Source organism: Pseudomonas sp. 58 R 12 (genome assembly GCF_900005865.1).
In the GTDB taxonomy this organism is placed as follows: domain Bacteria; phylum Pseudomonadota; class Gammaproteobacteria; order Pseudomonadales; family Pseudomonadaceae; genus Aquipseudomonas; species Aquipseudomonas tritici.
On record NZ_CVTP01000021.1, the window covers coordinates 628879 to 655015 of the forward strand.

The window sequence follows — 26137 nt, forward strand, 5'->3', positions numbered from 1 at the left end:
TTCCCATGTCACTGTTAGAAATCAAGAATCTCAACGTCCGCTTCGGCGACAAGACCGCCGTGCCGGTGGTCGATGGCCTCGACATTTCGGTCGACAAAGGCGAGGTACTGGCGATCGTTGGCGAGTCGGGCTCGGGTAAATCCGTGACCATGATGGCGCTGATGGGCCTGATCGAGCATCCCGGCATCGTCACCGCCGACGCGCTGAACTTCGACGGCAAGGACATGCTCAAGCTGAGCAACCGCCAGCGTCGCCAGATCGTCGGCAAAGACCTGGCGATGGTGTTCCAGGACCCGATGACCGCGCTGAACCCCAGCTACACCGTGGGTTTCCAGATCGAAGAAGTACTGCGCCTGCATTTGAAGATGTCCGGCAAGCAAGCGCGCAAGCGTGCCATCGAACTGTTGGAAAAGGTTGAAATCCCAGGCGCCGCCAGCCGTATGGATGCCTACCCGCACCAACTGTCGGGTGGTATGAGCCAGCGTGTAGCCATCGCGATGGCGATTGCCGGCGAGCCGAAACTGCTGATCGCCGACGAACCGACCACCGCGCTGGACGTGACCATCCAGGCGCAGATCATGGAACTGCTGCTGGCCCTGCAGAAAGAACAGAACATGGGTCTGGTGCTGATCACCCACGACCTCGCGGTCGTGGCGGAAACTGCCCAGCGTGTGTGCGTGATGTACGCCGGCCAAGCCGTGGAAGTCGGCCAGGTGCCGCAGTTGTTCGACATTCCGGCGCACCCGTACAGCGAAGCGCTGCTCAAGGCGATCCCCGAGCACAGCCTCGGCGCCACGCGCCTGGCCACGCTGCCGGGTATCGTTCCTGGTCGTTATGACCGCCCGCAAGGTTGCCTGCTGTCACCCCGTTGCCCGTACGTGCAGGAATCCTGCCGCACCCAGCGGCCCGGACTTGACCCGAAAAGCCACAGCCTTGCACGTTGCTTCTACCCCTTGAACCAGGAGGTGGCGTAATGGCCGTCGTTCTTACCGCCCGCGACCTTACTCGTCACTATGAAGTGTCCCGTGGCCTGTTCAAGGGCCATGCCTTGGTACGTGCGCTGAATGGCGTGTCCTTTGAGCTGGAGGCCGGCAAGACCCTCGCCGTTGTTGGCGAGTCGGGTTGCGGCAAATCCACCCTGGCCCGTGCGCTGACGCTGATTGAAGAGCCGTCTTCCGGGTCCTTGAAAATCGCCGGCCAGGAAGTCGCCGGCGCCGACAAGGCCCAGCGCAAGCAATTGCGCAAAGACGTGCAGATGGTGTTCCAAAGCCCCTACGCCTCGTTGAACCCACGGCAGAAAGTCGGCGATCAACTCGGCGAGCCGCTGCTGATCAACACCAACCTGTCCGCCGCCGAACGCCGCGAGAAAGTGCAGGCGATGATGAAGCAAGTGGGCCTGCGCCCTGAGCATTATCAGCGTTACCCGCACATGTTCTCCGGTGGTCAGCGCCAGCGTATCGCCCTCGCCCGCGCGATGATGCTGCAACCGAAAGTGCTGGTGGCGGATGAGCCAACCTCTGCACTCGACGTGTCAATCCAGGCCCAGGTGCTGAACCTGTTCATGGACCTGCAGCAGGAATTCAACACGGCCTACGTGTTCATTTCCCACAACCTAGCCGTGGTGCAACACGTTGCCGATGACGTGATGGTGATGTACCTCGGTCGCCCGGTGGAAGTCGGCCCCAAGGAAGACATCTACGCCCGCCCGCTGCACCCGTACACCCAGGCGTTGCTGTCGGCGACCCCGACCATTCACCCGGACCCGAACAAGCCGAAGATCAAGATCGTCGGCGAACTGCCCAACCCGCTGAACCCGCCGCCCGGCTGCGCTTTCCACAAGCGCTGCCCGTACGCGACCGCGCGGTGCAGCACCGAGGAGCCGCAACTGCGCGCCTTGGATAACCGCCAGGTGGCTTGCCACTATGCGGAGCAATTTGTCGCCTGACCCTGCAACAAAAATGCCCTGAGTCTTGAGCCCAGGGCATTGCACGTGTTCTACAGCCCTTCCCATCAGGTTGCGCATCAGCTTGGCGGGAGGGGCTTTCTTTTTGGCGATGCCTACGTTTGGCTGTCGCCTTCATCGTCAGGGGCATCGCTGTCGGGGCCGTCTGTGGTGGAGTCGTCGTCACCCTCGCTGCCGCCCTGGTCCTGATCGCCGGGTTCAGCTTCGGATTTGGCCAACTGCAGATCTTGGCTATGCCCCGAAGACACAAGACCGCTGTGCACCGGATTTTGCGCCCAGGCCGTCGACGTCCCTAACGACAACAGCACCAGCACCTTTATCAACAGCACGACTCGTTGAAAAATACTCATGGTTGATTCCGCCCAGTCAGTAGGTAAATCCCACGCGACAGCCGTTCACCGTCGCCAGCGTTGACGCTAGTCCCAATGCCGGGTTTACGCCAGGCCTCAGGTGTCGCCGTCGTCGTAGGTTTCGCTGTCTTCGCCTTCGTTGTAGGGGTTTTCCTGGTCCTCCTTCGGGGCGGGCTGGGCTTGGGGCTGCCAGCTGCCGGAGTTGACTTCTTGTTGCTTACGCTTGCTGACAGGGCCGGTGTCTTTCCATGCAGGCGTTCCAGCGTCTGCGAGTGCCGTGGTGTGGGCCCAGGCGATGGAAAGTCCCAAGCCCCCCAAAAACATCAGACGGAGGGTGCGTCGAACACTTGGCAAGGAGGTCTCCTTTTCAGTCGTGGGTAAGGCCGCATCCGAAACGCTAGACCTGATGCACGGGTTGTGCAAATGGATACGTTCTCCCAGCCGAGCCTTTCAGGCGAAAATGGCGACTTAAGCAACCACACAGGTTCATCCGTTGGAGGAAGGATTCTGCGCCCCGGTGAAGCGGTCACAGTATACCCCCCCCTCAATGTCACGGGTTTCCGTCGGTGAGCCATCACGATGAACCGTGACCTTGAAACTGACGATTGCCAAGGCCCCTGAGTGGCTGATGACACCATTCAGAACACCCGCTCTCCCATTCCATTTACGCCCATTATCAACTCTTGGCATGTACTCAAATCTCAGCTCGGTACTCAATGGGCTACCGGATAACCATAGCTCCAACCCTGTCCAGAACAACTGAATAGAACCCGCGTTCTGATCGGGAGAACCGGCCGTTATTACACCGCCGCCCCCTGCGTCATACATATTAGACGCACCTTGAAATATCAGGTTTGCATGGCTGCTATCTTTGAACCTGACTTGCCCTGCATCTAATTGAACCGTCATGACCTTTCTCCTGTTGAAATGACCTGCGGAACGCGGGAACACATGTCTGTGAGTTCACAAACTAGTTCACCCCAAATCCAGCGTCTACTGTCAACTCTGACAGCGGACAGCCATGTCAACAGGCTCTTGCGCAGCCGAAAAAAAACCTCACAGACTCGCGCCTGTGAGGTTTTTTAGTCCACCCGATAAGAACTCAGTGGTGTTCGCGGGTCGCACGGAATTTCACATCCGGCCAACGCTCTTCCATCAGCGCCAGGTTGACCCGCGTTGGCGCCAGGTAGGTCAGGTGACCACCGCCGTCGATCGCCAGGTTTTCCACGGCTTTGTTGGAGAACTCTTCCAGCTTCTTCTTATCGCTGCAATCGATCCAGCGCGCGGAGTACACGGTGATCGGCTCGTAGGAGCATTCGACCTTGTATTCCTCTTTCAAGCGGCTGGCGACCACATCGAACTGCAGCACACCGACGGCACCAAGGATGATGTCGTTGCTGCGCTCGGGGAAGAACACCTGGGTGGCGCCCTCTTCCGCCAGTTGCTGCAAGCCTTGGCGCAGTTGCTTGGATTTCAGCGGGTCGCGCAGGCGCACGCGGCGGAACAGTTCCGGGGCGAAGTGCGGGATACCGGTGAAGCCCAGCGCTTCGCCTTCGGTGAAGGTGTCGCCGATCTGGATGGTGCCGTGGTTGTGCAGACCGATAATGTCGCCGGCGTAGGCTTCTTCGAGCTGTTCACGCTCGGAGGAGAAGAACGTCAGGGCGTCGCCGATGCGCACGTCCTTGCCGGTGCGCACGTGGCGCATCTTCATACCTTTTTCGTATCGGCCGGAGCAGATGCGCATGAAGGCAATGCGGTCACGGTGTTTCGGGTCCATGTTCGCCTGGATCTTGAACACGAAGCCGGTGAATTTCTCTTCCACAGGCTCAACGGTGCGCTCGTTGGCGACGCGGGCCAAAGGCTTCGGCGCCCAATCGACGACGGCGTCGAGCACGTGGTCGACACCGAAGTTGCCCAAGGCCGTCCCGAAGAACACCGGGGTCAGTTGGCCGTCGAGGAATTCTTGCTGATTGAACTCATGGCAGGCGCCCTGCACCAGTTCCAGCTGGTCGACGAAGCGGTCGTACTCGTCACCCAGGTGGGCGCGGGCTTCGTCCGAATCGAGTTTCTCGATGATCTTGACGTCGGTGCGCTCGTGACCGTGGCCGGCGGTGTAGACAATGATGTAGTCGTCGGCCAGGTGGTACACGCCCTTGAAGTCGCGGTAGCAACCAATCGGCCAGGTGATCGGCGCGGCCTTGATCTTCAAGACGGCTTCGATTTCATCCAACAGCTCGATCGGGTCGCGGATGTCGCGGTCGAGTTTGTTGATGAAGCTGACGATCGGCGTGTCACGCAGACGGCACACGTCCATCAGCGCGATGGTCCGTGGCTCGACACCTTTACCGCCGTCGAGGACCATCAGCGCGGAGTCGACCGCGGTCAGGGTGCGATAGGTGTCTTCGGAGAAGTCTTCGTGGCCCGGGGTGTCGAGCAGGTTGACCATGTGGTCGCGATACGGGAATTGCATGACCGACGTGGTAATGGAAATACCCCGTTGTTTTTCCATTTCCATCCAGTCAGAGGTGGCATGGCGGTCGGACTTGCGGGATTTCACCGTGCCGGCCACCGCGATTGCCTTGCCCATCAGCAACAGCTTCTCGGTGATGGTGGTTTTACCGGCATCGGGGTGGGAAATAATGGCGAAAGTGCGGCGTTTCGCGACTTCGGCGGCCTGGTGGGTCATGGGAAATCGCCTGGCAGGTGAGTCAAAAAAGGGCGGCGAGTATAGCGCAAACCCGGGCGGCCAGACCACCGTTCAGCCCATTGGGGGTGGCTAAATGCTGCCAAGTGTGGAACCTTTTAAAAGGTAGAGACGTCCACTCCCCTGCTATCGCACTCGGAACAGGGGCTGATAAATCAGCAAGTTAGCCTGACGAGGCTGCGCTCATGGCTCGATCGCATACCGCGTTGCCGGTATCGGCGAGCTGCATTTCGCGACCACATTCAGAGGCAGCCAGGAATGGCATTGCCGCCGGAGAATGTGGGCGCCGACAGAAGAAAAAAGGAGTCCGCCTGTGGCTATTCGCTATGGCAAAGGGCTTATGGGAGGAGCGGTTGTCGTCGCTCTCCTGGCCCTGCTGATCCACTGGATCGGCATCAACACGATCGAACTGTACCGCGACGATTTGTTGTTTTACCTGCAAGCTCATTTGATCCTGGTTCTAGTCTCCATGCTGGCCGCCCTGATTGTGGGCATCCCCGCCGGTATCCTGCTCAGCCGACCGAACATGGTCGGGCGCGCAGAACGCTTCATGCAGATCTTCAACATCGGTAACACCGTCCCGCCCCTGGCCGTACTGGCCATCGCCCTCGGCGTCCTTGGCATCGGCAGCGGCCCGGCCATTTTCGCGCTGTTCCTCGCCTCCCTCCTGCCTATCGTGCGCAACACCTACGAAGGCCTGAAAAACGTTCAAGGCTCGCTGAAAGAAGCCGCCACCGGCATCGGCATGACGCCGCGCCAGGTGCTGTTTCGCGTGGAATTGCCCAACGCCGTGCCGATCATCATCGGCGGCGTGCGCGTGGCCCTGGCGATCAACGTCGGCACCGCACCGCTGGCGTTCCTGATTGGTGCCAACAGCCTGGGCAGCCTGATCTTCCCCGGTATCGCCCTGAACAATCAGCCGCAATTGCTGCTCGGCGCCGCGTGCACCGCGTTGCTGGCGTTGCTGCTTGACGGTCTGGTGACCATGGCCAGCCGCCTCTGGCTGGAACGCGGGTTGCGTCCGTCTTAAGGCTTGGCAAAGGAAATCACATGAAAAGACTGACTCTGATATTGAGCTGCGTGCTGCTGTTTGCAGGCATTGCGCAAGCCGCTGAAAAACCGTTGATCCGCATCGGCGCCCGGGTGTTCACCGAACAGACCCTGCTGGCCGAAATCACCTCCCAGTACCTGCGCACCAAGGGCTATCAAACCCAGGTGACCGGCGGCCTGGGCAGCAACCTGGCGCGCAGTGCCCAGGAAAGCGGGCAACTGGACCTGCTGTGGGAATACACCGGCGTGTCGCTGGTGGCCTACAACCATGTCGACGAAAAACTCGACAGCGAACAGTCCTACGCTCGGGTGAAAGAACTCGACGCCAAAAAAGGCCTGGTCTGGCTCTCGCCGTCGCGCTTCAGCAACACCTATGCGCTGGCGTTGCCCGAGAACGTGGCCAAGGAATTCCCGCAGATCAATAACATCAGCGACCTGACCCAAGCCCTGGCGGAAAAAACCAAAGGCACGCGCCTGGTGGCCCTGGACACCGAGTTCGCCAACCGTTCCGACGGCATGGGTGGCATGGTCAAGCTGTACGACATGAACCTGACCCGCAAAAACACCCGGCAGATGGACGCCGGCCTGGTCTACACCGCGCTGCGAAATGGCCAAGTGTTTGCCGGCTTGGTCTACACCACCGACGGTCGCCTGAATGCCTTCAAATTGAAGCTGCTGGAAGACGACAAGCACTACTTCCCGGACTACACCGCTGCGCCGGTGATCCGTCAGGACTATCTCGACAAACATCCGCAATTGGCCGCTGAACTCAAGCCGTTGGCCGATCTGTTCGACGATAAAACCATGCGCGAGCTGAACGCGCGGGTCGACGTCGGCCATGAAAGCCCATCCGCTGTTGCCGCCGATTTCCTGCGCCAACACCCCATCAACTAAAGAGGAGAAGACATGGAATTCCTGAACGCCTTTTCCCATCTTGATTGGGCCCAGGTCCTGCACCTGACCTGGCAGCACATCACCCTGGTTGGCATCGCCGTGATCCTGGCAATCGTCGTAGGCGTGCCGCTGGGCGTGCTGATGACACGTTTCCCGACGCTGGCCGGCCCATTGCAAGCCAGTGCCACGGTTTTGCTGACGGTGCCGTCTATCGCCCTGTTCGGCCTGTTGTTGCCGTTCTACTCCAAGTTCGGCCAGGGCCTGGGGCCAATGCCGGCGATCACCGCCGTGTTCCTCTACTCCCTGTTGCCGATCATGCGTAACACCTACCTCGCCCTCACCGGTGTGGAACCGGGCATCCGTGAAGCCGCCAAAGGCATCGGCATGACCTTCGGCCAGCGCCTGCGCATGGTCGAGCTGCCTATCGCCGTGCCGGTGATCCTCGCCGGTGTACGCACCGCCGTGGTGATGAACATTGGTGTAATGACCATCGCCGCCACCATCGGCGCCGGTGGCCTGGGTGTACTTATTCTGGCTTCCATCAGCCGCAGCGACATGTCGATGCTGATCGTTGGCGCCGTGCTGGTCAGTCTCCTGGCCATCTTCGCCGACCTGCTTTTGCAATGGCTGCAACGCTCGCTGACTCCAAAAGGACTGCTCAAATGATCGAACTTCAAAACCTGACCAAGACTTTTCAAAGCAACGGCAAGACTGTTTCCGCCGTCAACGACGTAAGCCTGACCGTCAACGAAGGCGAGATTTGCGTATTCCTCGGCCCTTCGGGCTGCGGCAAGAGCACCACACTGAAAATGATCAACCGCCTGATCAAGCCCACCTCGGGCAAGATTCTGATCAACGGCGAAGACACCACCGACCTCGACGAAGTGACCCTGCGCCGCAACATCGGTTATGTGATCCAGCAGATCGGCCTGTTCCCGAACATGACCATCGAGGAAAATATCGTGGTCGTGCCCAAATTGCTGGGCTGGGACAAGCAGAAATGCCACGACCGCGCCCGCGAGTTGATGAGCATGATCAAGCTGGAACCCAAGCAGTACCTGCATCGCTACCCCCGCGAATTGTCGGGTGGCCAGCAACAGCGTATCGGCGTGATCCGTGCGTTGGCGGCCGATGCGCCGCTGCTGCTGATGGATGAGCCGTTCGGCGCGGTCGACCCGATCAACCGCGAGATGATCCAGAACGAATTCTTCGAGATGCAACGCGCGCTGAACAAGACCGTGATCATGGTCAGCCACGACATCGACGAAGCCATCAAGCTGGGCGACAAGATCGCGATCTTCCGCGCCGGCAAGCTGCTGCAGATCGATCACCCGGACACTTTGCTGGCGCACCCGGCCGACGAGTTCGTCAGCAACTTCGTGGGCCAGGACAGCACCCTCAAGCGCCTGTTGCTGGTGAAAGCCGAAGACGCGGCGGATAACGCGCCGTCTGTGAGCCCGGAAACACCGGTGGCCGAAGCATTGGAATTGATGGATGAAACTGACCGCCGCTATGTGGTGGTCACCTGTGCCGAGAACAAGGCGCTGGGGTATGTACGACGTCGCGACCTGCACCGTCAGACCGGTACTTGCGGCCAATACCTGCGCGAATTCAACGCCACGGCGGCGTATGACGAGCATTTGCGCATCCTGTTGTCGCGCATGTACGAGTTCAACCGCTCGTGGTTGCCGGTGATGGATGCGGAGCGGGTGTTCCTGGGCGAGGTGACGCAGGAGTCGATTGCCGAGTACCTGAGTTCGGGTAAGTCGCGTGGGGGCAAGACCAGTATTGTGTCGCCTGCCGAAAGCGCCCTGGCCTGATCTGACACCCCTCGGTTAAAACTGTGGGAGCGGGCTTGCTCGCGAATGCGGTGTATCAGTCGCCAAATGTGCTGGCTGACCCACCGCATTCGCGAGCAAGCCCGCTCCCACATTTGGATCTGCTGGGTGTCAGCAAATCCCATCGATTTACCCCATTCGGGGAACATCATTCCGTCACACCTGTCGGTTACATAAGTAGCTGTACCGGTCCTCGCGACGAACGCGTGCAAAAACGCGACATTTTTAGTTGATCCCACGCCCATCAAGCCCTAAAGTTCGCGCCGAACGTCCATGCTGGAAACGATCCATCCGGCTCAAGTACTGACGACGAGACAGCAAGGCCAAGGGAAGCGGTTACGCCCATGGCCTTTTTGCTTTCGGCGACAAGCCTTGGGAAGTAGGCGAACCAAAGTGGGGATACGGAGGACGTTCATTTGCACCCATTGATCAAACCAGTTTGCCCTTAGGAGTTCCCAGCATGTCGATCAACGTCGAAGATTATTTCGCGCGCGCCACCTTTGACAAAATGAAGGCGTTCGCCGACAAACAGGAAACCCCATTCGTGGTGATCGACACCGCGATGATCAGCCAGGCCTACGATGACCTGCGCGCCGGTTTCGAATTCGCCAAGGTCTACTACGCAGTCAAGGCCAACCCGGCCGTCGAGATCATCGACCTGCTCAAGGACAAAGGTTCGAGCTTCGACATCGCCTCGATCTACGAGCTGGACAAAGTGATGGACCGTGGCGTCAGCGCCGACCGTATCAGCTACGGCAACACCATCAAGAAATCCAAGGACATCCGCTACTTCTACGAGAAGGGCGTGCGCCTGTTCTCTACCGACTCCGAAGCCGACCTGCGCAACATCGCCAAGGCCGCGCCGGGTTCGAAAGTGTATGTGCGTATCCTCACCGAAGGCTCGACCACGGCTGACTGGCCTTTGTCGCGCAAATTCGGCTGCCAGACCGACATGGCCATGGACCTGCTGATCCTCGCCCGCGACCTGGGCCTGGTGCCTTACGGCATCTCGTTCCACGTTGGCTCGCAACAGCGCGACATCAGCGTATGGGACGCGGCGATCGCCAAGGTCAAGGTGATCTTCGAACGCCTGAAAGAAGAAGACGGCATTCACCTCAAGCTGATCAACATGGGCGGTGGCTTCCCGGCCAACTACATCACCCGCACCAACAGCCTGGAAACCTACGCCGAAGAAATCATCCGTTTCCTCAAGGAAGACTTTGGCGATGAACTGCCGGAAATCATCCTTGAGCCGGGCCGTTCGTTGATTGCCAACGCCGGTATCCTGGTCAGCGAAGTGGTGCTGGTCGCGCGTAAATCGCGCACCGCCGTCGAGCGCTGGGTGTACACGGACGTGGGCAAGTTCTCCGGCCTGATCGAAACCATGGACGAAGCCATCAAGTTCCCGATCTGGACCGAGAAGAAAGGCGAGATGGAAGAAGTGGTCATCGCCGGCCCGACCTGCGACAGCGCCGACATCATGTACGAAAACTACAAGTACGGCTTGCCGCTGAACCTGGCGATTGGTGATCGTTTGTACTGGCTGTCGACCGGCGCTTACACCACCAGCTACAGCGCGGTTGAGTTCAATGGGTTCCCGCCGTTGAAGTCGTTCTACGTGTAAGCGTACTGCCAATAAAAAACCCATGACGTGTCATGGGTTTTTTTATGAGTAAAAATCATCGAGCTTCGCGGACGAGCCACAAGCGCAAGATATAGCTTGTGGATTCTTGAATCTCATACCTCATCTCGTACCGGCCCACTAAAAGCCCTCTTACATCGCGTGGTTCGAATTCTTCGACTCGCTCACCTAGACGTAGATTAGTCAGCAAACTCGTAGGTGCTTGGGACAGAGACTGCACGGTGCGTGCCGCAGCCTGTCGATTGACTACAGCGAGGAAGTCGAAAAGCCGAGCCAGGTCTGATAAGGCTCTACTAGTCCACTTCAACTCCATCAACGCGGCACCGGCAACGGCGTATCGGTGCTCAAACTGTCAGCCCAAGCTTGCACTGCCTGCTGGTCAATCACACGACCAGCGTCAACATCGGCCATAGCCTCCCGCGTGAGCCGGCTGCGCTCCTCTTCAAGATCAACCCAATCGGCGAGGGCTTGCTTGACGATCCAACCTCAAGAACGATCCATTCGCGCCGCCATCTGATCGACCTTTTGCGCCAGCGCCGTGGGGACGTGAGCTGTCAGTACTTTGGTGTCCGCCCCCATAAACCCTCTCTCCGCATCGATGCGAGATACATGATTAAAACTGAATCACACCTAATCATAGTGATTTACGCTCGGACAACAACCTCAATGCTCGGCCGCTCATCGTTTAATCGAGCAATTTGCACCTCAAACTCCTCTGCTACGGAGTGGATCTCTGGTTGCTTTGCTTTTAAAAGCGCTTTATGCGCCACCCGCAAAAACCTCAGATTCCCGCCCGCCAACGCCTTGCGCAACCACACTAACGCCGCATCGATCTGGCCTCTGTCCGCCAGCACCGCCGCGTAGCTGAACTGCCCGCGAAAATCCCCGCCTTCGGCTGAGCGTCGGTACCAGTCCACGGCGTATACGTACCGTCCTACACCCGCTACGACGTTCTTGGCCAGCTACGAGCTGACCAAGAACGTCGACCTTCAATTGAACGTGCAAAACCTGACCGACAAGGTTTACTACGACAAGGCATTCTCGACCCACTTCGCCAACTAGGCGGCCGGTCGTACGGCACTGTTGACCACCAGCTTCCACTTTTAAACAGCAGCGCCACGCAGCAAAAAGCCCCACGCATCAGATGCGTGGGGCTTTTGCGTGTTACACAGAATGTTTCTCGACAAGCCACGGCATAATGCGCGCCGTGCCCTACATATTCAGATAGACGAGGCGGTCAGACGTGTTGAAGAAAACCCTGTTCCAGTTGCACTGGTTCTTTGGCATTACTGCCGGGCTGGTGCTGGCCTTGATGGGGACCACCGGAGCTGCGGTCTCGTTTCAGGATGAGATTCTGCGGGCGCTCAACCCCACGGTACTGAGCGTCGAGAAACGCGAAGCGGGTGTGCTGCCGCCCGCCGAGCTGGTGCGCAAGCTGGAGGCCACTGAAGGCAAGACCGTGTCCATGCTCTGGGTGGAAAGCGAAAGCGGTAACGCTGCACGCGTGTTCTTCACCCCGCCGCCCGGCGAGCGCCGTGGCCAGATGCGCTACTTCGACCCCTACACCGGCGACTACATGGGCGACGCCGTCGGCCAGGACGCGTTCGGTTTTATCCTGCAACTGCACCGTTTCCTGGTCATGGGCGAAACCGGCCGGCAGATCACCGGCGCCTGCACGCTGATCCTGGTGTTCTTCTGCCTCTCCGGCTTGTACCTGCGCTGGCCGCGCCAAGTGGCGAGCTGGAGGGCCTGGCTGACGTTGGACTGGCGCAAAAAGGGGCGCAGCTTCAACTGGGACCTGCACTCGGTATTCGGCACCTGGTGCTTGCTGGCCTATCTGCTGTCGGCGCTGACCGGGCTGACCTGGTCCTACGACTGGTACAGCCAGGGCCTGACCAAACTGTTGTCCGACGCGCCTCACAATGAAAGGGTTCGCAAGCGCGGCCCGGCGCCCGACGGTGCGGCGCCAGTGGCCAACTACGACGCAATCTGGAGCAGTATCTACAGCAACGCCGGCCCAGGTTTGAGTGCCTATAACATCCGCATGCCAGCGGTCGCGGGGCAACCCGCCACGGTCTACTACCTGCTGAGCAACTCGCCCCATGACCGCGCGCTGAACCAGATCAACCTGGACCCGGCCACCGGCGAGGTTAAATCCCACGACCAATACGCCAGCAAGACGCTCGGCGCCCAATTGCTGACCAGCGTTTATGCGCTGCACACCGGCAGCTACTTTGGCCTGACAGGGCGGATTATCCTCACGGTCAGCTCATTGCTGATGCCGTTGTTCTTCATCACCGGCTGGCTGCTCTACCTGGACCGTCGTCGCAAAAAACGCCAGGTGCGCGATGCACGGCAAGGGCTCACGGCCAATACCAGCGATGCCCCGGCCTGGCTGATCGGCTTTGCCAGCCAGAGCGGTTTTGCCGAACAACTGGCCTGGCAGACCGCCGGGCAACTACAAGCGGCAGGCTTGGCGGTGAAGGTGCAGCCCCTGGGCAGCGTCAGCCAGGATGACCTGCGTCAGTCAGAAAATGCGTTGTTCGTGGTCAGCACCTTCGGTGACGGCGAAGCCCCCGACAGCGCCCGTGGTTTCGAGCGCAGCGTGCTCGGCCAGGACCTGTCCCTCAAAGGCCTGAACTACTCGGTACTGGCCTTGGGTGACCGCCAATACGAACACTTCTGCGGTTTTGCACGGCGCCTGAGTTTCTGGCTGACCAACCAGGGCGGCAACCCCCTGTTCGCGCCCGTGGAAGTGGACAACGGCGACACCACCGCCCTGCTGCACTGGCAACAACAGCTTGGACAACTCACAGGCCACGCCCCCGTGGCAGCCTGGCCGACCGCCCAGTACGAAAACTGGACGCTCAGCCAACGCACCCTGCTCAACCGCGACAGCAGCGGCTCGAACGTGTATTTGCTGGGCCTCACCTCGCCTTCGCCGCAAAGCTGGCAAGCCGGTGATCTGGTGGAAGTGCTACCACGCAATTGCCCCTGGGCCATCGAACACTTCCTCGCCGGCCTCGGCCTGGCCGGCAGCGATGGCGTATTGATCGACGGCATGCCGCAGTCCCTCAACCAAGCGCTCGCCACGCGCCAACTGCCGGACAACCGCACCCACTTGGTCGGCCTGCACGCCCAGGCCCTGGTGAACGCGCTGGTGCCCCTGGGCATGCGCGAATACTCCATCGCCTCGATTGCCAGCGAGGGCGTGCTGGAGTTGATCGTGCGCCAGGAACGCCACCCCGACGGCAGCCTGGGGTTGGCCAGTGGCTGGCTCACCGAGCACGCCGCCATCGGATCAAGCGTCAGCCTGCGCCTGCGTCGCAACAGTGGCTTCCACCTGCCGGAGGCACCGGTGCCACTGATCCTGCTGGGCAACGGCACCGGCCTGGCAGGCCTGCGCAGCTTGCTCAAGGCGCGGATTGCCGATGGGCAGCAACGCAACTGGCTGCTGTTCGGCGAACGCAATATCGCCCACGACTTCCTCTGCCAGGACGAATTGCAGGGCTGGTTGGCCAGTGGTGATCTGGCGTTGCTGGACCTGGCGTTTTCCCGCGATCAGGCAGAGAAAATCTATGTGCAGGATCGCCTGCGTGAATCGGCCGATGTGCTGCGTAAGTGGCTGGCGGATGGCGCGGCGATTTATGTGTGCGGGAGTTTGCAGGGGATGGCGGCTGGGGTGGATCAGGCGCTGGTGGATATTCTCGGCAGTGAAGCTGTAGAGCGGTTGATCGAGCAAGGTCGCTACCGCCGGGATGTCTACTGATCCCTCATAGACAATGAGATCAATGTGGGAGCTGGCTTGTCTGCGATAGCGAGGGTGAATTCACTACCGTTATCGCAGGCAAGCCAGCTCCCACAGTTTTGATTGCATTCCAATCAGGCTGGTTGGAGTTTTTGCTCGAACACTGATACGCCATCCAAATCACGAAGGATGACCGTCAATTCCGCCGTCCGCCCATCAATCTGCACCTCGCCAAAAAACTGGAACCCGGCAAACGGTGAGGTGTTTTGCGCCGGTGGTGCCTTCTCGAACACCACCTCGGGCCCAAAGGTTTTATCCAGTGGATTAGGCCCGAAACTCCCTGCGTTCAGTGGCCCGGCGACAAACTCCCAGAACGGCTCGAAATCCTGGAACGCCGCGCGATCCGGGTGGTAATGATGCGCGGCGCAGTAGTGCACATCCGCTGTCAACCACACATGGTTGCGCACCTTCTGAGCCCTTAAAAAGCCCAGTAATTCGGCGACTTCCAACTCGCGACCTTGCGGCGCACCCGGGTCGTTGTTGGCGATGGCTTCCCAACGCGCTACACCGGGGTTCAATTCACCGTCAGGCACGCCAAGACCGATGGGCATGTCGGCGGCGATCACTTTCCACTGCGCCTTGGACGCCTTGAGTTCGCCCTTGAGCCAGTCCAATTGCTCACGACCGAGGAAGGGTTTTTCGCCGCCCAGGTTGTCATCGTTGGGGCCACGATAGCTGCGCATATCCAGCACGAACACATCCAGCAACGGACCATAACTGAGCTTGCGATAAATCCGCCCACCGCCATCTGCGCTTTGCCGGCGCATCGGGGAATATTCCAGCCAGGCCTGGCGTGCGCGGCCGACCAAGGTGTTGATGTCCTTGGTCTGGTAACGCTCATCGAGCTGCTTGCTCGGCGACCAGTTGTTCACCACTTCGTGGTCGTCCCATTGCCAGATCTGCGGCACCTCGGAGTTGAAGCGCCGCACGTTTTCGTCCATCAGGTTGTAGCGGTAATTACCGCGATACTCATCCAGGGTTTCGGCGACTTTGCTCTTGGCTTCGGTGGTGATATTGCGCCAGATACGCCCATCTTCAACCTTAAGCTGCGCCGGTACCGGGCCGTCGGCGTAGATGGTGTCGCCGCTGTGGATAAAGAAATCCGGCAGGCGCAGGCGCATGGCTTCGTAGATGCGCATGCCGCCGATGTCCGGGTTGATGCCGAAGCCTTGGCCGACGGTGTCGCCGCTCCACACAAAACGGATATCGCGGCGCTGTTGCGGCACGCTGCGCAAGTGGCCGAACCAGGGTTCGCTGGCAACACCGGTCTGGGCGTCTTCGAAATGCACACGGTAGAAAATCGCCTGGTCGGCGGGCAACCCGGTGAGTTCGACGCGGGCGGTAAAGTCTGTGCGGTTGTCGGCAAGCGGCGAGATGAATTTGCGCGGGTTGCTGAATACGCTGCGGGTGTCCCACTCCACCACCATGCGCGCGGGGCGGTCGCTGCGGCTCCAGATCATCGCGCGGTCGCCGAGCAGGTCGCCGGACTGCACACCGTCAGTGAGTTGCGGGCGGTCCTTCACGGAGGCGATCACTGCCGGGGCCAGGCCCGGTAATAACAGCCCGGCACCGACAGCTTGCATCACGCGGCGGCGACCGAGATCGAAGTGGCTCATGCAGGTGCCCTCTTGAGGATCAAAAGGGAAACTAAACCACGGCGGCATGAAGCAGATATGACACCAGCCCCACAGACAATGAAGATCAAATGTGGGAGCTGGCTTGCCTGCGATAGCGGTGTATCAGTAACAAATTTGCAAGCTGACCCACCGCTATCGCAGGCAAGCCAGCTCCCACACTTTTAAACCGAGTCAGGCCTTGGTAGGTGTCATCTCCAGTTCGACCGCTTCAGGGCGCTTGATCAACGCGTAGACCAAACCGGTCAACAAACTACCCGCAACAATCGCCAGCAGATACAGCAGCGCATGGTTCATCGCATTCGGGATGATCAGCACAAACAACCCACCATGGGGCGCCGCCAGTTTGCAGCCGAAGTACATCGACAGCGCGCCGGTCAGGGCGCCGCCGGCGATGCTGGCCGGGATCACGCGCAGCGGGTCCTTGGCGGCAAACGGGATCGCGCCTTCAGAAATAAAGCACATGCCGAGGATCATCGCCGCCTTGCCGGCTTCGCGTTCGGCCTGGGCGAACTTGCGTCGCGCCAGGAACGTAGCGATGCCCATGCCAATGGGCGGCACCATGCCGGCGGCCATGGTCGCGGCCATCGGCGCACCGCTGGACGCCGCCAGCAAGCCGACCGAAAACGCATACGCCGCCTTGTTGATCGGCCCGCCGAGGTCGACGCACATCATGCCGCCCAGCAGGATGCCCAGCAGCACCGCATTGGTGGTGCCCATGGTGCTGAGGAAGTCAGTAAGGCCCGTGAGCAGACGCGCCACCGGTGGGCCCACCAGGTAGATCATCGCCAGGCCGGTGAACAGGCTTGCCAGCAACGGGATGATCAGGATCGGCTTGAGCGCTTCCAGGCTTTGCGGCAATTGCACCGCACGCGAGATGAACTTGACGCAGTAGCCTGCGAGGAAACCGGCGAGGATGCCGCCGATAAAACCCGCGCCCAGGGTGCCCGCCAACAGGCCGCCGATCATCCCCGGCGCAATACCAGGACGGTCGGCAATCGAGTAGGCGATGTAGCCCGCCAGCAGCGGCACCATCAGCATGAAGGCGCGATCGCCGACGGTTTTCAGCGCAGCGGCGAGGGTGCCCTCTTGTTCAAACGCGTGAATACCGAACACGAACGACAACGCAATCAACAACCCGCCCGCCACCACCATCGGCAACATGAACGACACGCCGGTCAGCAGGTGTTTGTACACACCGGTTTTTTCTTTCTTGGCCACCGCGCCGCTGGCCGCGCTTTCCACGGCACCTTCGGCGAGGGCCTTGTTGAGGGTGGCTTCGGATTGCTTGAGGGCAATACCGGTGCCGCAGCGGTAGATCTTCTTGCCGGCGAAGCGCTCGGTGGCCACTTCAATATCGGCCGCCAGCAGCACCACGTCGGCATTGGCAATAGCTTCCGGACTCAATGGCGTGCGTGCGCCGACCGAACCCTGGGTTTCGACCTGCAAGTCGTAGCCCAAACGCTTGGCCGTCTGCTGCAAGGCTTCGGCGGCCATGAAGGTGTGGGCGACGCCCGTTGGGCAGGCAGTAATCGCGACGATGCGCGGTGTATTTTTGGCTACAGGTGCAGCCGCAACGTAGACCTGCGCCTCTTCGGCGCCGCGACGCAACACGGCGTCGACATCCGCCAGCGCCTGGGCCGGGGTACTCTGGAACACGCGCTTGCCGACAAACCGTTGCATGTCGACAGGGGTGCTGCTGACCAGCAACACCCACTCAGCGTCGTCGATTGTGGCCTGGGACAACTGGCGTTCCGGGCGCTGCACATCCACCACCTCAACGCTGGTGCTCCAGCCCTGGCGCTGCGCGGCAGCGTCCAACAAGCGGGCGCACAGCACACTGGTGACCATGCCGTTCGGGCAGGCAGTAACAATGGCTAACTTCATCACAAACCCTCTTATTGTTCTGTCAGCGGGCGTACGTGTACGCCGCTTTCGAGACGCGCCAACTGCGCGTCATCGCTGATGCCAAAACCAATCTGCGTAACCGCCATGGCGGCAATCGCCGTGGCCCGGCGCAGGGTGTGCTCCGGCGTATCGCCACTGAGCACACCGTGCAGCATCCCGGCCAGCAGCGAGTCGCCGGCGCCGACGGTACTGGCGACCGTCACCTGTGGCGGCGTGGCATGCAGCGCCCCGGCCGGGCTGTACCAGGTCACGCCGGCGGCGCCGTCGGAAACCACCACATGCTCCACGCCCTGTTGATGCAACTGGTTGATGGCGTCCGTGGCATTACCCAAGGCTTCGGCCAGCTCTTCGGTGTTGGGTTTGACCATCCATGGGCCAGCCTTCAAGCCAGCGCGCAGCGCTTCGCCACTGGTGTCCAGGGCGACTTTCAAACCGAGCGCCTTGAGTTCCTCGAGCAAGCCCTGAAACCATTGCGGGCTGACGCCGCGCGGCAAGCTGCCGGCCACCACGACCGCATCGAATTCAGGGCCGATCATCGCCACCCTCTTGAGCAGTTCTCGTTGCGCTTGCTCACTCACCACAGGCCCCGGCGCATTGATGTCGGTAACGCGGCCGTCCTGTTCGGCAATCTTGATGTTGCTCCGGGTTTCGCCCGGCACGCGAATGAACGCGTCGCCAAACCCACGGCTGGCAATCAGTGCATCAAACGCCGCGGGGTTTGCCGCACCGAGAAAACCACCCACGCTCACGTGATGGCCCAAATCCGCCAGCACCTGCGCCACATTCACGCCCTTGCCGGCGGCATGGGTGAGCACGGTTTCGCTGCGGTTTACTTCACCCGGTTCCAGGCGCGCCAGGCGTATCGTCAGGTCCAACGCCGGGTTCAGCGTCAGGGTCAGAATCCTTGCCATCTACACGGCCTCCACTAGGGCACGCACTTCGGCGGGCGAGCCCACCGCGAGTGCTTTTTGCGCCAGGCCCTGGGCCTCGCTCAGACTGAATTCGCGCACGCGCGCCTTCACTTCAGGAATGCTGCGGGCCGACACGCTCAACTCATCCACCCCCAGGCCGATCAACACCGGCACCGCCAGCGGGTCCGCCGCCAACTCACCGCACACCCCCACCCATTTGCCATGGGCATGGGCGGCGCGCACGGTGATATCGATCAGTTGCAACACCGCCGGATGCAGGCCGTCGGCCTGAGCCGACAAGGTCGGGTGGCCGCGGTCGATGGCCAGGGTGTACTGGGTCAGGTCGTTGGTGCCGACGCTGAAGAAGTCGACTTCCTTGGCCAATACCGGCGCAAGCAAAGCGGCCGATGGCACTTCGATCATGATGCCCAGTTGCAGGTCGGCCACGGGGATTTCCAGGCGCAGGCGCTCGGTCATGTCGCGGGCCGCGCGCCATTCGTCGACGCTGCCGACCATGGGGAACATGATGCGCAGTGGGCGGTTGTCCGCCGAGCGCAGCAATGCGCGCAATTGCGCTTCCATGATCTGCGGGCGTTGCAAGGTGAGGCGAATGCCGCGCACGCCAAGGAAAGGGTTTTCTTCTTGGGCAATCGGCCAATACGGCAGCGGCTTGTCACCGCCCACATCAAGGGTACGAACGACCAATGGGCGACCACCGAGGCCATCGAGCACGCGGCGGTACTCGGCTTCCTGGGTGGCTTCGTCCGGCGCTTGCGGGTGGGCCATGAAAATCAGTTCGGTACGCAGCAAACCGATACCTTCGGCGCCCTGCTCCACCGCGCTGGCAACGCCGGCGCTTTCGCCGATGTTGGCGAATACTTCCACGGCGTGGCCGTCACGGGTCAATGCAGGTTCATGACGCTGCGCCGAAGCGGCTTGCAGGCGTTGCTCACGGGTGTCGCGCTCAACCGTGGCGCGCTGCAGGGTGGCAGCGTCGGCGTCGACATGCAGGCGACCGCGTTGGCCATCCAGCAGCAACGGCGTACCGGAGGCCAGCAGCAATACGGCGGGACCCGCACCGACGAGCGCGGGAATACCGAGGGCACGGGCGACGATGGCGCTGTGGGCGGTAGCGCCACCACGGGCGGTGAGGATACCGGCGACGCGCGAGGGATCAAGCCGTGCAACGTCGGACGGGCCGACTTCGTCCATGACCAGAATGTAAGGTTCACTTGGCGCCTGAACCGTCTCAACGCCGCACAATTGCGCCAGCACGCGCCGGCCGACATCACGAAGGTCAGCCGCACGTTCGGCGAGCAAAGCATCCTGCAACGACTCCTGCTGCTTGGCGGCGGCTTCGATTACGCTCATCCACGCCGCTTCGGCGCTCTCGCCTTGCTTGAGGCGGGTGTCGACTTCGTCGGTCAGTTCCGGGTCGTCGAGCATTTCCTGGTGAGTGATGAAAATCTCGCGGATAGCCTTGGATTGGCTGCGTTCGATCAGCCCGTGGATATCACTGCGCACCTCGGCCAGGGCGCTTTGCAGGCGCTGGCGCTCAATGGCGGCGGACTCGCCGCGCAGTGGGTAATCGAACGTTTGCTGAACCTGGATATGCGCAGGGCCAATGGCGATGCCCGGCGCGGCGGCGATGGCCTGGATCTGGCTGCCGGCCTGCGGCGCGCTGAGCACCGGCTCAATGTCGAGGACTTCGAGCTGGGCGCTCAGGGTCGGCAGCGGCTCAACGTCTTCGCCGAGACCCTCTTCCACCGCCGCCAACAGCGCAGGCAGTGCATCGCCAGCAATCGTCGGCTCGGCGACAAACTCCAGCACCTGGCCGCGACGCGCGCCGAGGCTCAGCAGTTTGCTCAGGCTTTTCACCGACACGGCGCCCACCGGGCCATCGACGATACGCACGCGAATATCGCCTTCAAAACTTTTCGCCAATTGCGCGAGGATCTTCGCCGGGCGTGCATGCAAGCCGTGGGCGTTGGCCAAGGTGATGCGCGCGCTCGGCCAGTCCGGCGGCAGTTCGCCGCCGAGCACTTCAAGCACCGCGCGGCTGCTGGTGGCGCGGCCGAGTTCCTGGCCGCGACCTTCAATCAGCAAGGCACACAAGCGCTCAAGCAGCGTCTGGTGGGCTTCACCCAGGCTGGCCAGGCAGAACAGGCCATTGAGCGGCTGGCCGAGGTAACGCATAGGTTTATCCGGCGTGACAAACGCCAGGCCCGGGCGCTTGACCGTTTGCTCGCTGTGCAACCACCACAGGCCATCGCCCAGGGGCAGTGCGTCGACCTGCTGCAGGACGGCGGCGAAACCGTTGCTGACACAATCGGCCTGGCGCAACAGGCGGGCGCCGCGCCACACCAACTCTTCGAAATCATCGGCGGACACGCCCAGGCCGATCATCTGCGCATCCAGTGCCAACTCCTGCGGCGCACCTTGCAGCAGCTTCAGCAAGGCTTCGGCAGTGCCGGCACGGCGCAGTGCCTGGCCCAGATCGGTTTCGCCAAGGGCCCGGGTGAGCAGTTGCAACAGGCGCAGGTGTTCGTCGGATTTAGCGGCAATGCCGATCGCCAGGTACACGATCTGGCCGTCACCCCAGTCCACCCCTTCGGGGAACTGCAGCAGGCGCACACCGGTAGAAAATACGTAGTCACGGGTTTCGGGGGTGCCATGGGGGATGGCAATACCTTGGCCGAGGAAGGTCGAGCCCTGGGCTTCACGGGCTTGCAAACCGCTGAGGTAACCCTCGGCGACCAGGCCATCGGCCACCAGTTTTTCAGCGAGCAGGTGCAAGGCAGCAGATTTATCCACAGCCACCTGGCCCATGGAAATCTGCTCTACAGTGAGCTCAAGCATGCCGTTCTCCTAGTTAGTGCGGTGGCGCACTAGGTATTGTTTTAAACAAACAGTGTAAGGGGTGTTCATCAATACTGACTGAGCAGTCAATTGGCAGTAGCTACTCAGACGCGATCTTCGTAAAAATACGCTGGCTGAAACGTTTAATCTAGACTTTATGGAAGACTACGCGTTAATTGCTTGTCCTTGAAGAACCGCTCGGCGCTTGAGCCAGGACATTGGTCGTGTACAGGAATCGGTTACGATTGGACAAAATGTCGGGGCAAGCGCCAAAAAACAAGGAAATCCCGGTTTGAAACTCAGTGATATCGCACGTCTCGCCGGTGTGTCCGTGACCACCGCCAGCTACGTCATCAATGGCAAGGCCGAACAGCAACGCATCAGCAACGCCACCGTCGAACGGGTGCGTGCTGTCGTCGAAGCCCATGGCTTTACCCCCAACCCCCAGGCCGCCGGGCTGCGCAGTCGGCACACGCGCACCTTGGGTTTTATCCTGCCCGACCTGGAAAACCCCAGTTACGCACGCATCGCCAAGCTCCTGGAGCAAGGCGCACGGGCGCGTGGCTATCAGTTGCTGATCGCCAGCTCCGACGATGACGCCGACAGCGAGCGCCAATTACTGCAACTGTTCCGCGCCCGCCGCTGTGATGCGTTGTTTGTGGCCAGTTGCCTGCCGGCCAGCGATGACAGTTATCGCGAGCTACAAGCCAAAGGGTTGCCGGTGATTGCCATCGACCGGGTGATGGGCGCGGATCAATTCTGCTCGGTGGTCAGCGACGATCGCCAGGCGTGCCAGCAATTGACCAGCAGCCTGCTGCAACCGCTGCCCAAGCAGATCGTGCTGATCGGCGCACGGCCCGAGCTGAGCATCAGCCAGGAGCGTGCCGCTGGTTTCCGTGAAGCACTCGAAGGTTTCACCGGCGAGGTCATCGTCGAACACGGCGAAGCGTTCAGCCGCGACTTTGGCCGACAGTTGATGGAGCAACTTCTGCGTCAACTGGGGCATTTGCCTGACGCGCTGGTGACCACGTCCTACGTGCTGCTGCAAGGCGTGTTCGACGCGTTGCATGACTTCCCACTCAAATCACGCCCGCTGCGCCTGGGCACGTTTGGTGACACCCAGTTGCTGGACTTCCTGCCGTTGCCGGTCAACGCCATGGCCCAACAACATCAGCAGATCGCCGAAACCGCCCTGCGCCTGGCCCTGGCCGCTATCGAAGAAGAGCAGTACCAACCTGGCGTGCACGCCATTGGCCGGACGTTCAAGCAGCGTATTCACGAGGCCTGAGCGTGGAGCTGATCGACACCCACACCCACCTGGACTTTGCGGATTTCGACAGCGACCGCCGGGACGTCCTCAGTCGTAGCCGGGCATTGGGTGTGCGCCGCATGGTGGTGCTGGGGGTGTATCAGCAGAATTGGCAGCGCCTGTGGGATCTGGTGCAAGCGGACGAAGGTTTGTTCGCCGCCTTTGGCCTGCACCCGGTGTACCTCGATGAGCATCGCCCCGCCGACCTGACGGAATTGGGCGACTGGCTGACTCGCCTGCACGGCCACCGGCAACTGTGTGCGGTCGGTGAGATCGGCCTGGATTACTTTCTCGAGCAACTGGACCGCGAACGCCAGCAGAGCCTGTTTGAAGCTCAACTGAAGCTGGCGGTGGACTTCCAATTGCCAGCGTTACTGCATGTACGTCGCAGCCACGCCGCGGTGATCGCCACCCTCAAGCGCATCCGCCTACCCCGTGGCGGCATCATCCATGCGTTTGCCGGCAGCCAAGAAGAGGCCCGCGAGTACATCAAGCTCGGCTTCAAGCTGGGTTTGGGCGGCGCCCCTACCTGGCCCCAGGCCCTGCGTATGCACAAGGTATTGGCGCAACTGCCGCTCGACGCGGTGGTGCTGGAAACCGACTCGCCCGATATGGCACCGGCCATGTTCCCCGGCCAACGCAACAGCCCCGAGCACCTGCCAGCCATCTGCACCGCCCTTGCCGAGCGCATGGGTATCAGCTCCCTATTGCTGGCTGAGGCGAGCACACGCAATGCGTGCGAGCTGTTCAATTGGTAGGTTCGGCGTGATCCCTTGCAGGTCCAGCGTTATCTGCTGGCGGTAACGGGCATAACGCAACGCCAGGAAATGCACCAGCAGCACCACCAGCGAGACGTTGAACTGGCCAATCACACTGATCAGCCCCAGCCACTCCGCGACCAGCACCACAATCAACACAATACAGGTCAAGACCACCATGCTTGGGCGCACCAGTGCCCAATGGTCCAGGGACTTGAACTGACGCAATTGCCGGGGGCAGTTCAATCGCAAGATCCACTGGCAGTACGGGCAATCGAATGGCTCTTCGATAGCAATGGCATTTAATTGCCAAGGCTTGAGTTCAAAGGTGATGTTGCAATGGGCGCAGTGCCCTTTGATGCCGATTGCAGCGGTCATCGCTGTGCCTCCCCAGAACTTGAAATCGAGTGAAAGAATTTTCACCCATTCAGGGGGCCAGAAAAGGGACGCCGGAAAATCAGGACAAGCACCACGCCATCCAGCGATAAATCCTACGTCCAGGTCTTACACGCGAAACGCACCGATCAATTGCTTCAACTCGATCACCTGCATCGATAACTGCCGGCTCGCCGCTTCGGTCTGATGCGCGCCCTCGGCGGCATATTCGCCGGCCCGATTGATTGCGACGATATTCTGGTCAATATCGTGGGCGACGGCCGTCTGTTGTTCCACGGCGGCAGCGATCTGCTGGTTCTGATCGACGATCATGCCCACCGCACCGAGGATATTTTCCAAGGCCTGCTGGACCCTTTCCGACTGCTCCACGGTGCCATTGGCCATTTCATGGCTGCTGCCCATGGCCTTCACGGCGGCCGACACACCGCTGTGCAAGCGGCTGATCATCTGTTCGATTTCTTCTGTGGAGTCCTGCGTACGCCGGGCCAGGGTGCGCACCTCGTCGGCCACCACAGCAAAACCACGCCCCTGCTCACCGGCCCGCGCGGCCTCGATGGCGGCGTTGAGTGCCAGCAGGTTGGTTTGCTCGGCAATGCTCTTGATCACTTCCAACACACTGCTGATGGACTGGCTGTCGGTGGCCAATTGGTTAATCACCCGCACCGACTGATCGATCTCCGAGGCCAGCCGCGCGATGCTGCCCTGCTGGGATTGCACCAGGCTACGGCCACTGACAGTTTCATCGCTGACGCTCTGGGCACTGCTGACCGCCGCCGCCGCACTGCGTGCGACTTCCTGGGCTGTGGACGACATCTGGTTCATGGCCGTCGCGACTTGCTCGATCTGCGTGCGCTGCCCGGACACCGCCTGATTGCTCTGGGCTGAGACCGTTTCCACCTGGCCGGCCTGGAGTTCGACCTGGCCGACGGTGTGCCCGACACGTTCAATCAAGTCATGGATCTTCGCTACGGTGCCATTGAACACCTGGCCCAGGTCGCCCAACTCATCGCGGCTATCCGCGACAAAGGTGACCGTCATATCGCCGGCCGCCACCTTGTCCATCATCGTCCCCAGGCGCCGCAGGGTTGTGCGCGTGGAGGCGTAAAACCCTGCGTACAAATAGAAGATCAGCAGGAACACGACCGTCAGGGCCAGGACCAGCACCACCATGTGCGTGCGGTTCTGCGCCAGGCGTTGCTCCAACTGCTGTCCGAGAAAGGCCAGGGTGGCGTCGTCCAACTGGTAGGTCTGGGCCATCAGCTGGCTGATACCGTCGTAGAAACCCTGCCAGGGCGCGTCAAGGGTTTCGGCCATCACCACCTGCTCCTCAAACAACTCACTGCCTTGCTTCAAGCTGGCGTTACTCGCCTTGGCCAGGCCATCGAGTGCAGTGTGCGCGGCTATGCTGGCGCCCAAGGCATCCTGCAACTTCAAGCCATATTCAGCCTGGAGTTTTTCCAATTGCTGCAACAGTTCGTCAAAGCGCGTACTGGACGACGAATTGAGAAAACCTTGGCCCAGGGAATACGCGCCGATTGCCCGACCTTCACCCAGGGTCTGCGTGACTTGCGGGGTCACGCTGGTGATCAATTCGCTGAGCTGGCGCAGATCGCTCTGGGGGTCGCGGCTCAAACCGGATTGGCTGGCGATGATCTGGCTGAGCATCTGTGCCTTGTTAAGCAACTTGCCGATCAGTGCACTTTTGCTCAGCAGCGATGTTTCCTGCTGCTGGGCCTTGAAGGCCGCGATCAACTCGTCGCGCTTGCCGTCAAAGGCGGCAATTTGCTCGGGATCGGTCGCCATGGCGCTGAGGCTTTGCAGGCGGCTCAGGACACTGCTTTCCAATGCGCTGATCTTGCCCTCAAGGTCGCCGGCCTTGCCGGACTGGCCAAGGGTGGCGTTGATTTGGACTTGGTTGTTGAGGGTTTCCAAGTCGCGGCGCAAGGCCAGGCTGCTGCCGAGCAAGTCGAGGCTTTGCAATTCCACGCGTGTGCCCTGGAATTCACGCCAAGAATCGCGCACCAGGTAATAGTTGGTCGCCAGCATGGGCAGCAGGAACAGCACGCTGATCAAGCTGAACTTCATGCCGAAGCTCAGGCGGTTCATCAGCGCG

21 protein-coding genes and 4 pseudogenes are annotated in these 26137 nt (G+C 60.8%); 11 read left to right on the plus strand and 14 right to left on the minus strand.

What is annotated here, in order from left to right; all coding sequences use genetic code 11:
* Positions 1 to 5: 5 nt before the first annotated feature.
* Positions 6 to 974, plus strand: a complete 969-nt coding sequence (locus BFP95_RS20190; RefSeq protein WP_065875131.1) for an ABC transporter ATP-binding protein — start codon at positions 6 to 8, stop codon at positions 972 to 974.
* Positions 974 to 1945: a peptide ABC transporter ATP-binding protein gene (locus tag BFP95_RS20195; protein WP_016976250.1), complete on the plus strand. Its 972-nt coding sequence runs from the start codon at positions 974 to 976 to the stop codon at positions 1943 to 1945. The genes BFP95_RS20190 and BFP95_RS20195 overlap by 1 nt, the downstream gene beginning before the upstream one ends.
* 113 nt (positions 1946 to 2058) lie before the next feature.
* Here BFP95_RS20195 and BFP95_RS20200 read toward each other — a convergent pair whose 3' ends face one another.
* From BFP95_RS20200 to BFP95_RS20215, 4 genes are all read right to left on the minus strand, one after another.
* Positions 2059 to 2313, minus strand: coding sequence for a hypothetical protein (locus BFP95_RS20200; protein WP_065910602.1), 255 nt, complete (start codon positions 2311 to 2313; stop codon positions 2059 to 2061).
* Positions 2314 to 2409: 96 nt separating this feature from the next.
* Positions 2410 to 2667, minus strand: coding sequence for a hypothetical protein (locus tag BFP95_RS20205; protein ID WP_139114547.1), 258 nt, complete (start codon positions 2665 to 2667; stop codon positions 2410 to 2412).
* Positions 2668 to 2799: 132 nt separating this feature from the next.
* Complete coding sequence (locus BFP95_RS20210) at positions 2800 to 3222, minus strand: hypothetical protein (RefSeq protein ID WP_065890526.1); 423 nt, start codon at positions 3220 to 3222, stop codon at positions 2800 to 2802.
* Positions 3223 to 3415: 193 nt separating this feature from the next.
* The gene (locus BFP95_RS20215; protein WP_049710031.1) at positions 3416 to 4999 is read right to left on the minus strand and encodes a peptide chain release factor 3; all 1584 of its coding nucleotides are present in this window, start codon (positions 4997 to 4999) and stop codon (positions 3416 to 3418) included.
* A 295-nt stretch (positions 5000 to 5294) separates the two neighbouring features.
* Between BFP95_RS20215 and BFP95_RS20220 the strand changes: the two genes are divergently transcribed.
* From BFP95_RS20220 to BFP95_RS20240, 5 genes are all read left to right on the plus strand, one after another.
* Positions 5295 to 6047: an ABC transporter permease gene (locus BFP95_RS20220; protein WP_371905293.1), complete on the plus strand. Its 753-nt coding sequence runs from the start codon at positions 5295 to 5297 to the stop codon at positions 6045 to 6047.
* A 20-nt stretch (positions 6048 to 6067) separates the two neighbouring features.
* Entirely contained in the window at positions 6068 to 6961 is an 894-nt protein-coding gene (locus tag BFP95_RS20225; RefSeq protein WP_065875136.1) for a glycine betaine ABC transporter substrate-binding protein, read from the plus strand.
* 12 nt (positions 6962 to 6973) lie between these two features.
* Positions 6974 to 7627: an ABC transporter permease gene (locus BFP95_RS20230; RefSeq protein ID WP_027604864.1), complete on the plus strand. Its 654-nt coding sequence runs from the start codon at positions 6974 to 6976 to the stop codon at positions 7625 to 7627.
* The gene (locus BFP95_RS20235; RefSeq protein ID WP_065875137.1) at positions 7624 to 8781 is read left to right on the plus strand and encodes an osmoprotectant ABC transporter ATP-binding protein OsmV; all 1158 of its coding nucleotides are present in this window, start codon (positions 7624 to 7626) and stop codon (positions 8779 to 8781) included. Before BFP95_RS20230 ends, BFP95_RS20235 begins: the two co-directional genes overlap by 4 nt.
* A 478-nt stretch (positions 8782 to 9259) precedes the next feature.
* Positions 9260 to 10423 (plus strand): type III PLP-dependent enzyme, encoded by a 1164-nt coding sequence (locus BFP95_RS20240; RefSeq protein WP_032861941.1) that lies wholly within the window; start codon positions 9260 to 9262, stop codon positions 10421 to 10423.
* A gap of 55 nt (positions 10424 to 10478) precedes the next feature.
* Here the strand turns inward: BFP95_RS20240 and BFP95_RS29100 are convergent, their stop codons facing one another.
* The 3 genes and pseudogenes from BFP95_RS29100 to BFP95_RS20250 form a co-directional block, all read right to left on the minus strand.
* Positions 10479 to 10754, minus strand: a complete 276-nt coding sequence (locus tag BFP95_RS29100) for a type II toxin-antitoxin system RelE/ParE family toxin (RefSeq protein WP_083214645.1) — start codon at positions 10752 to 10754, stop codon at positions 10479 to 10481.
* A pseudogene (locus BFP95_RS20245) lies at positions 10754 to 11020 on the minus strand (CopG family ribbon-helix-helix protein). The gene BFP95_RS29100 and the pseudogene BFP95_RS20245 overlap by 1 nt, the downstream one beginning before the upstream one ends.
* Before the next feature lie 65 nt (positions 11021 to 11085).
* Positions 11086 to 11361: pseudogene (locus BFP95_RS20250) on the minus strand (sel1 repeat family protein); the annotation flags it as partial.
* A gap of 6 nt (positions 11362 to 11367) precedes the next feature.
* Between BFP95_RS20250 and BFP95_RS29590 the strand changes: the two are divergent.
* Together BFP95_RS29590 and BFP95_RS20255 are read left to right on the plus strand one after the other, a co-directional pair.
* Positions 11368 to 11503 (plus strand): annotated as a pseudogene (locus tag BFP95_RS29590) (hypothetical protein); the annotation flags it as partial.
* 181 nt (positions 11504 to 11684) lie between these two features.
* Complete coding sequence (locus BFP95_RS20255) at positions 11685 to 14210, plus strand: PepSY domain-containing protein (RefSeq protein ID WP_065910604.1); 2526 nt, start codon at positions 11685 to 11687, stop codon at positions 14208 to 14210.
* A 113-nt stretch (positions 14211 to 14323) separates the two neighbouring features.
* Here BFP95_RS20255 and BFP95_RS20260 read toward each other — a convergent pair whose 3' ends face one another.
* From BFP95_RS20260 to ptsP, 4 genes are all read right to left on the minus strand, one after another.
* Positions 14324 to 15865, minus strand: a complete 1542-nt coding sequence (locus BFP95_RS20260; RefSeq protein ID WP_065910605.1) for an alkaline phosphatase D family protein — start codon at positions 15863 to 15865, stop codon at positions 14324 to 14326.
* A gap of 192 nt (positions 15866 to 16057) precedes the next feature.
* Entirely contained in the window at positions 16058 to 17770 is a 1713-nt protein-coding gene (locus BFP95_RS20265; protein ID WP_065879629.1) for a PTS fructose-like transporter subunit IIB, read from the minus strand.
* A gap of 11 nt (positions 17771 to 17781) precedes the next feature.
* Positions 17782 to 18702 carry a 1-phosphofructokinase gene (gene pfkB, locus BFP95_RS20270; RefSeq protein ID WP_065875142.1) on the minus strand — a complete coding sequence of 307 codons (921 nt, stop codon included), beginning with the start codon at positions 18700 to 18702 and terminating at the stop codon, positions 17782 to 17784.
* A complete protein-coding gene (ptsP, locus tag BFP95_RS20275) occupies positions 18703 to 21561 on the minus strand; it encodes a phosphoenolpyruvate--protein phosphotransferase (RefSeq protein WP_065910606.1) in 2859 nt (952 codons plus the stop codon).
* 292 nt (positions 21562 to 21853) lie between these two features.
* On the opposite strand from ptsP, the gene cra reads away from it, so the two are divergent.
* Together cra and BFP95_RS20285 are read left to right on the plus strand one after the other, a co-directional pair.
* Positions 21854 to 22849 carry a catabolite repressor/activator gene (gene cra, locus BFP95_RS20280; protein WP_065910607.1) on the plus strand — a complete coding sequence of 332 codons (996 nt, stop codon included), beginning with the start codon at positions 21854 to 21856 and terminating at the stop codon, positions 22847 to 22849.
* A gap of 2 nt (positions 22850 to 22851) precedes the next feature.
* On the plus strand, positions 22852 to 23628 hold the full coding sequence (locus BFP95_RS20285) for a TatD family hydrolase (RefSeq protein ID WP_065910608.1): 777 nt from the start codon (positions 22852 to 22854) through the stop codon (positions 23626 to 23628).
* On the opposite strand, the gene BFP95_RS20290 is transcribed toward BFP95_RS20285, so the two are convergent.
* The 3 genes and pseudogenes from BFP95_RS20290 to BFP95_RS30410 form a co-directional block, all read right to left on the minus strand.
* Complete coding sequence (locus BFP95_RS20290; RefSeq protein ID WP_065875146.1) at positions 23575 to 24006, minus strand: hypothetical protein; 432 nt, start codon at positions 24004 to 24006, stop codon at positions 23575 to 23577. The two genes, BFP95_RS20285 and BFP95_RS20290, sit on opposite strands and share 54 nt — an antisense overlap.
* A gap of 126 nt (positions 24007 to 24132) precedes the next feature.
* Entirely contained in the window at positions 24133 to 25062 is a 930-nt protein-coding gene (locus BFP95_RS30405; protein WP_371914463.1) for a methyl-accepting chemotaxis protein, read from the minus strand.
* Positions 25039 to 26130: pseudogene (locus tag BFP95_RS30410) on the minus strand (methyl-accepting chemotaxis protein); the annotation flags it as partial. The gene BFP95_RS30405 and the pseudogene BFP95_RS30410, both read right to left, overlap by 24 nt.
* Positions 26131 to 26137 lie beyond the last annotated feature (7 nt).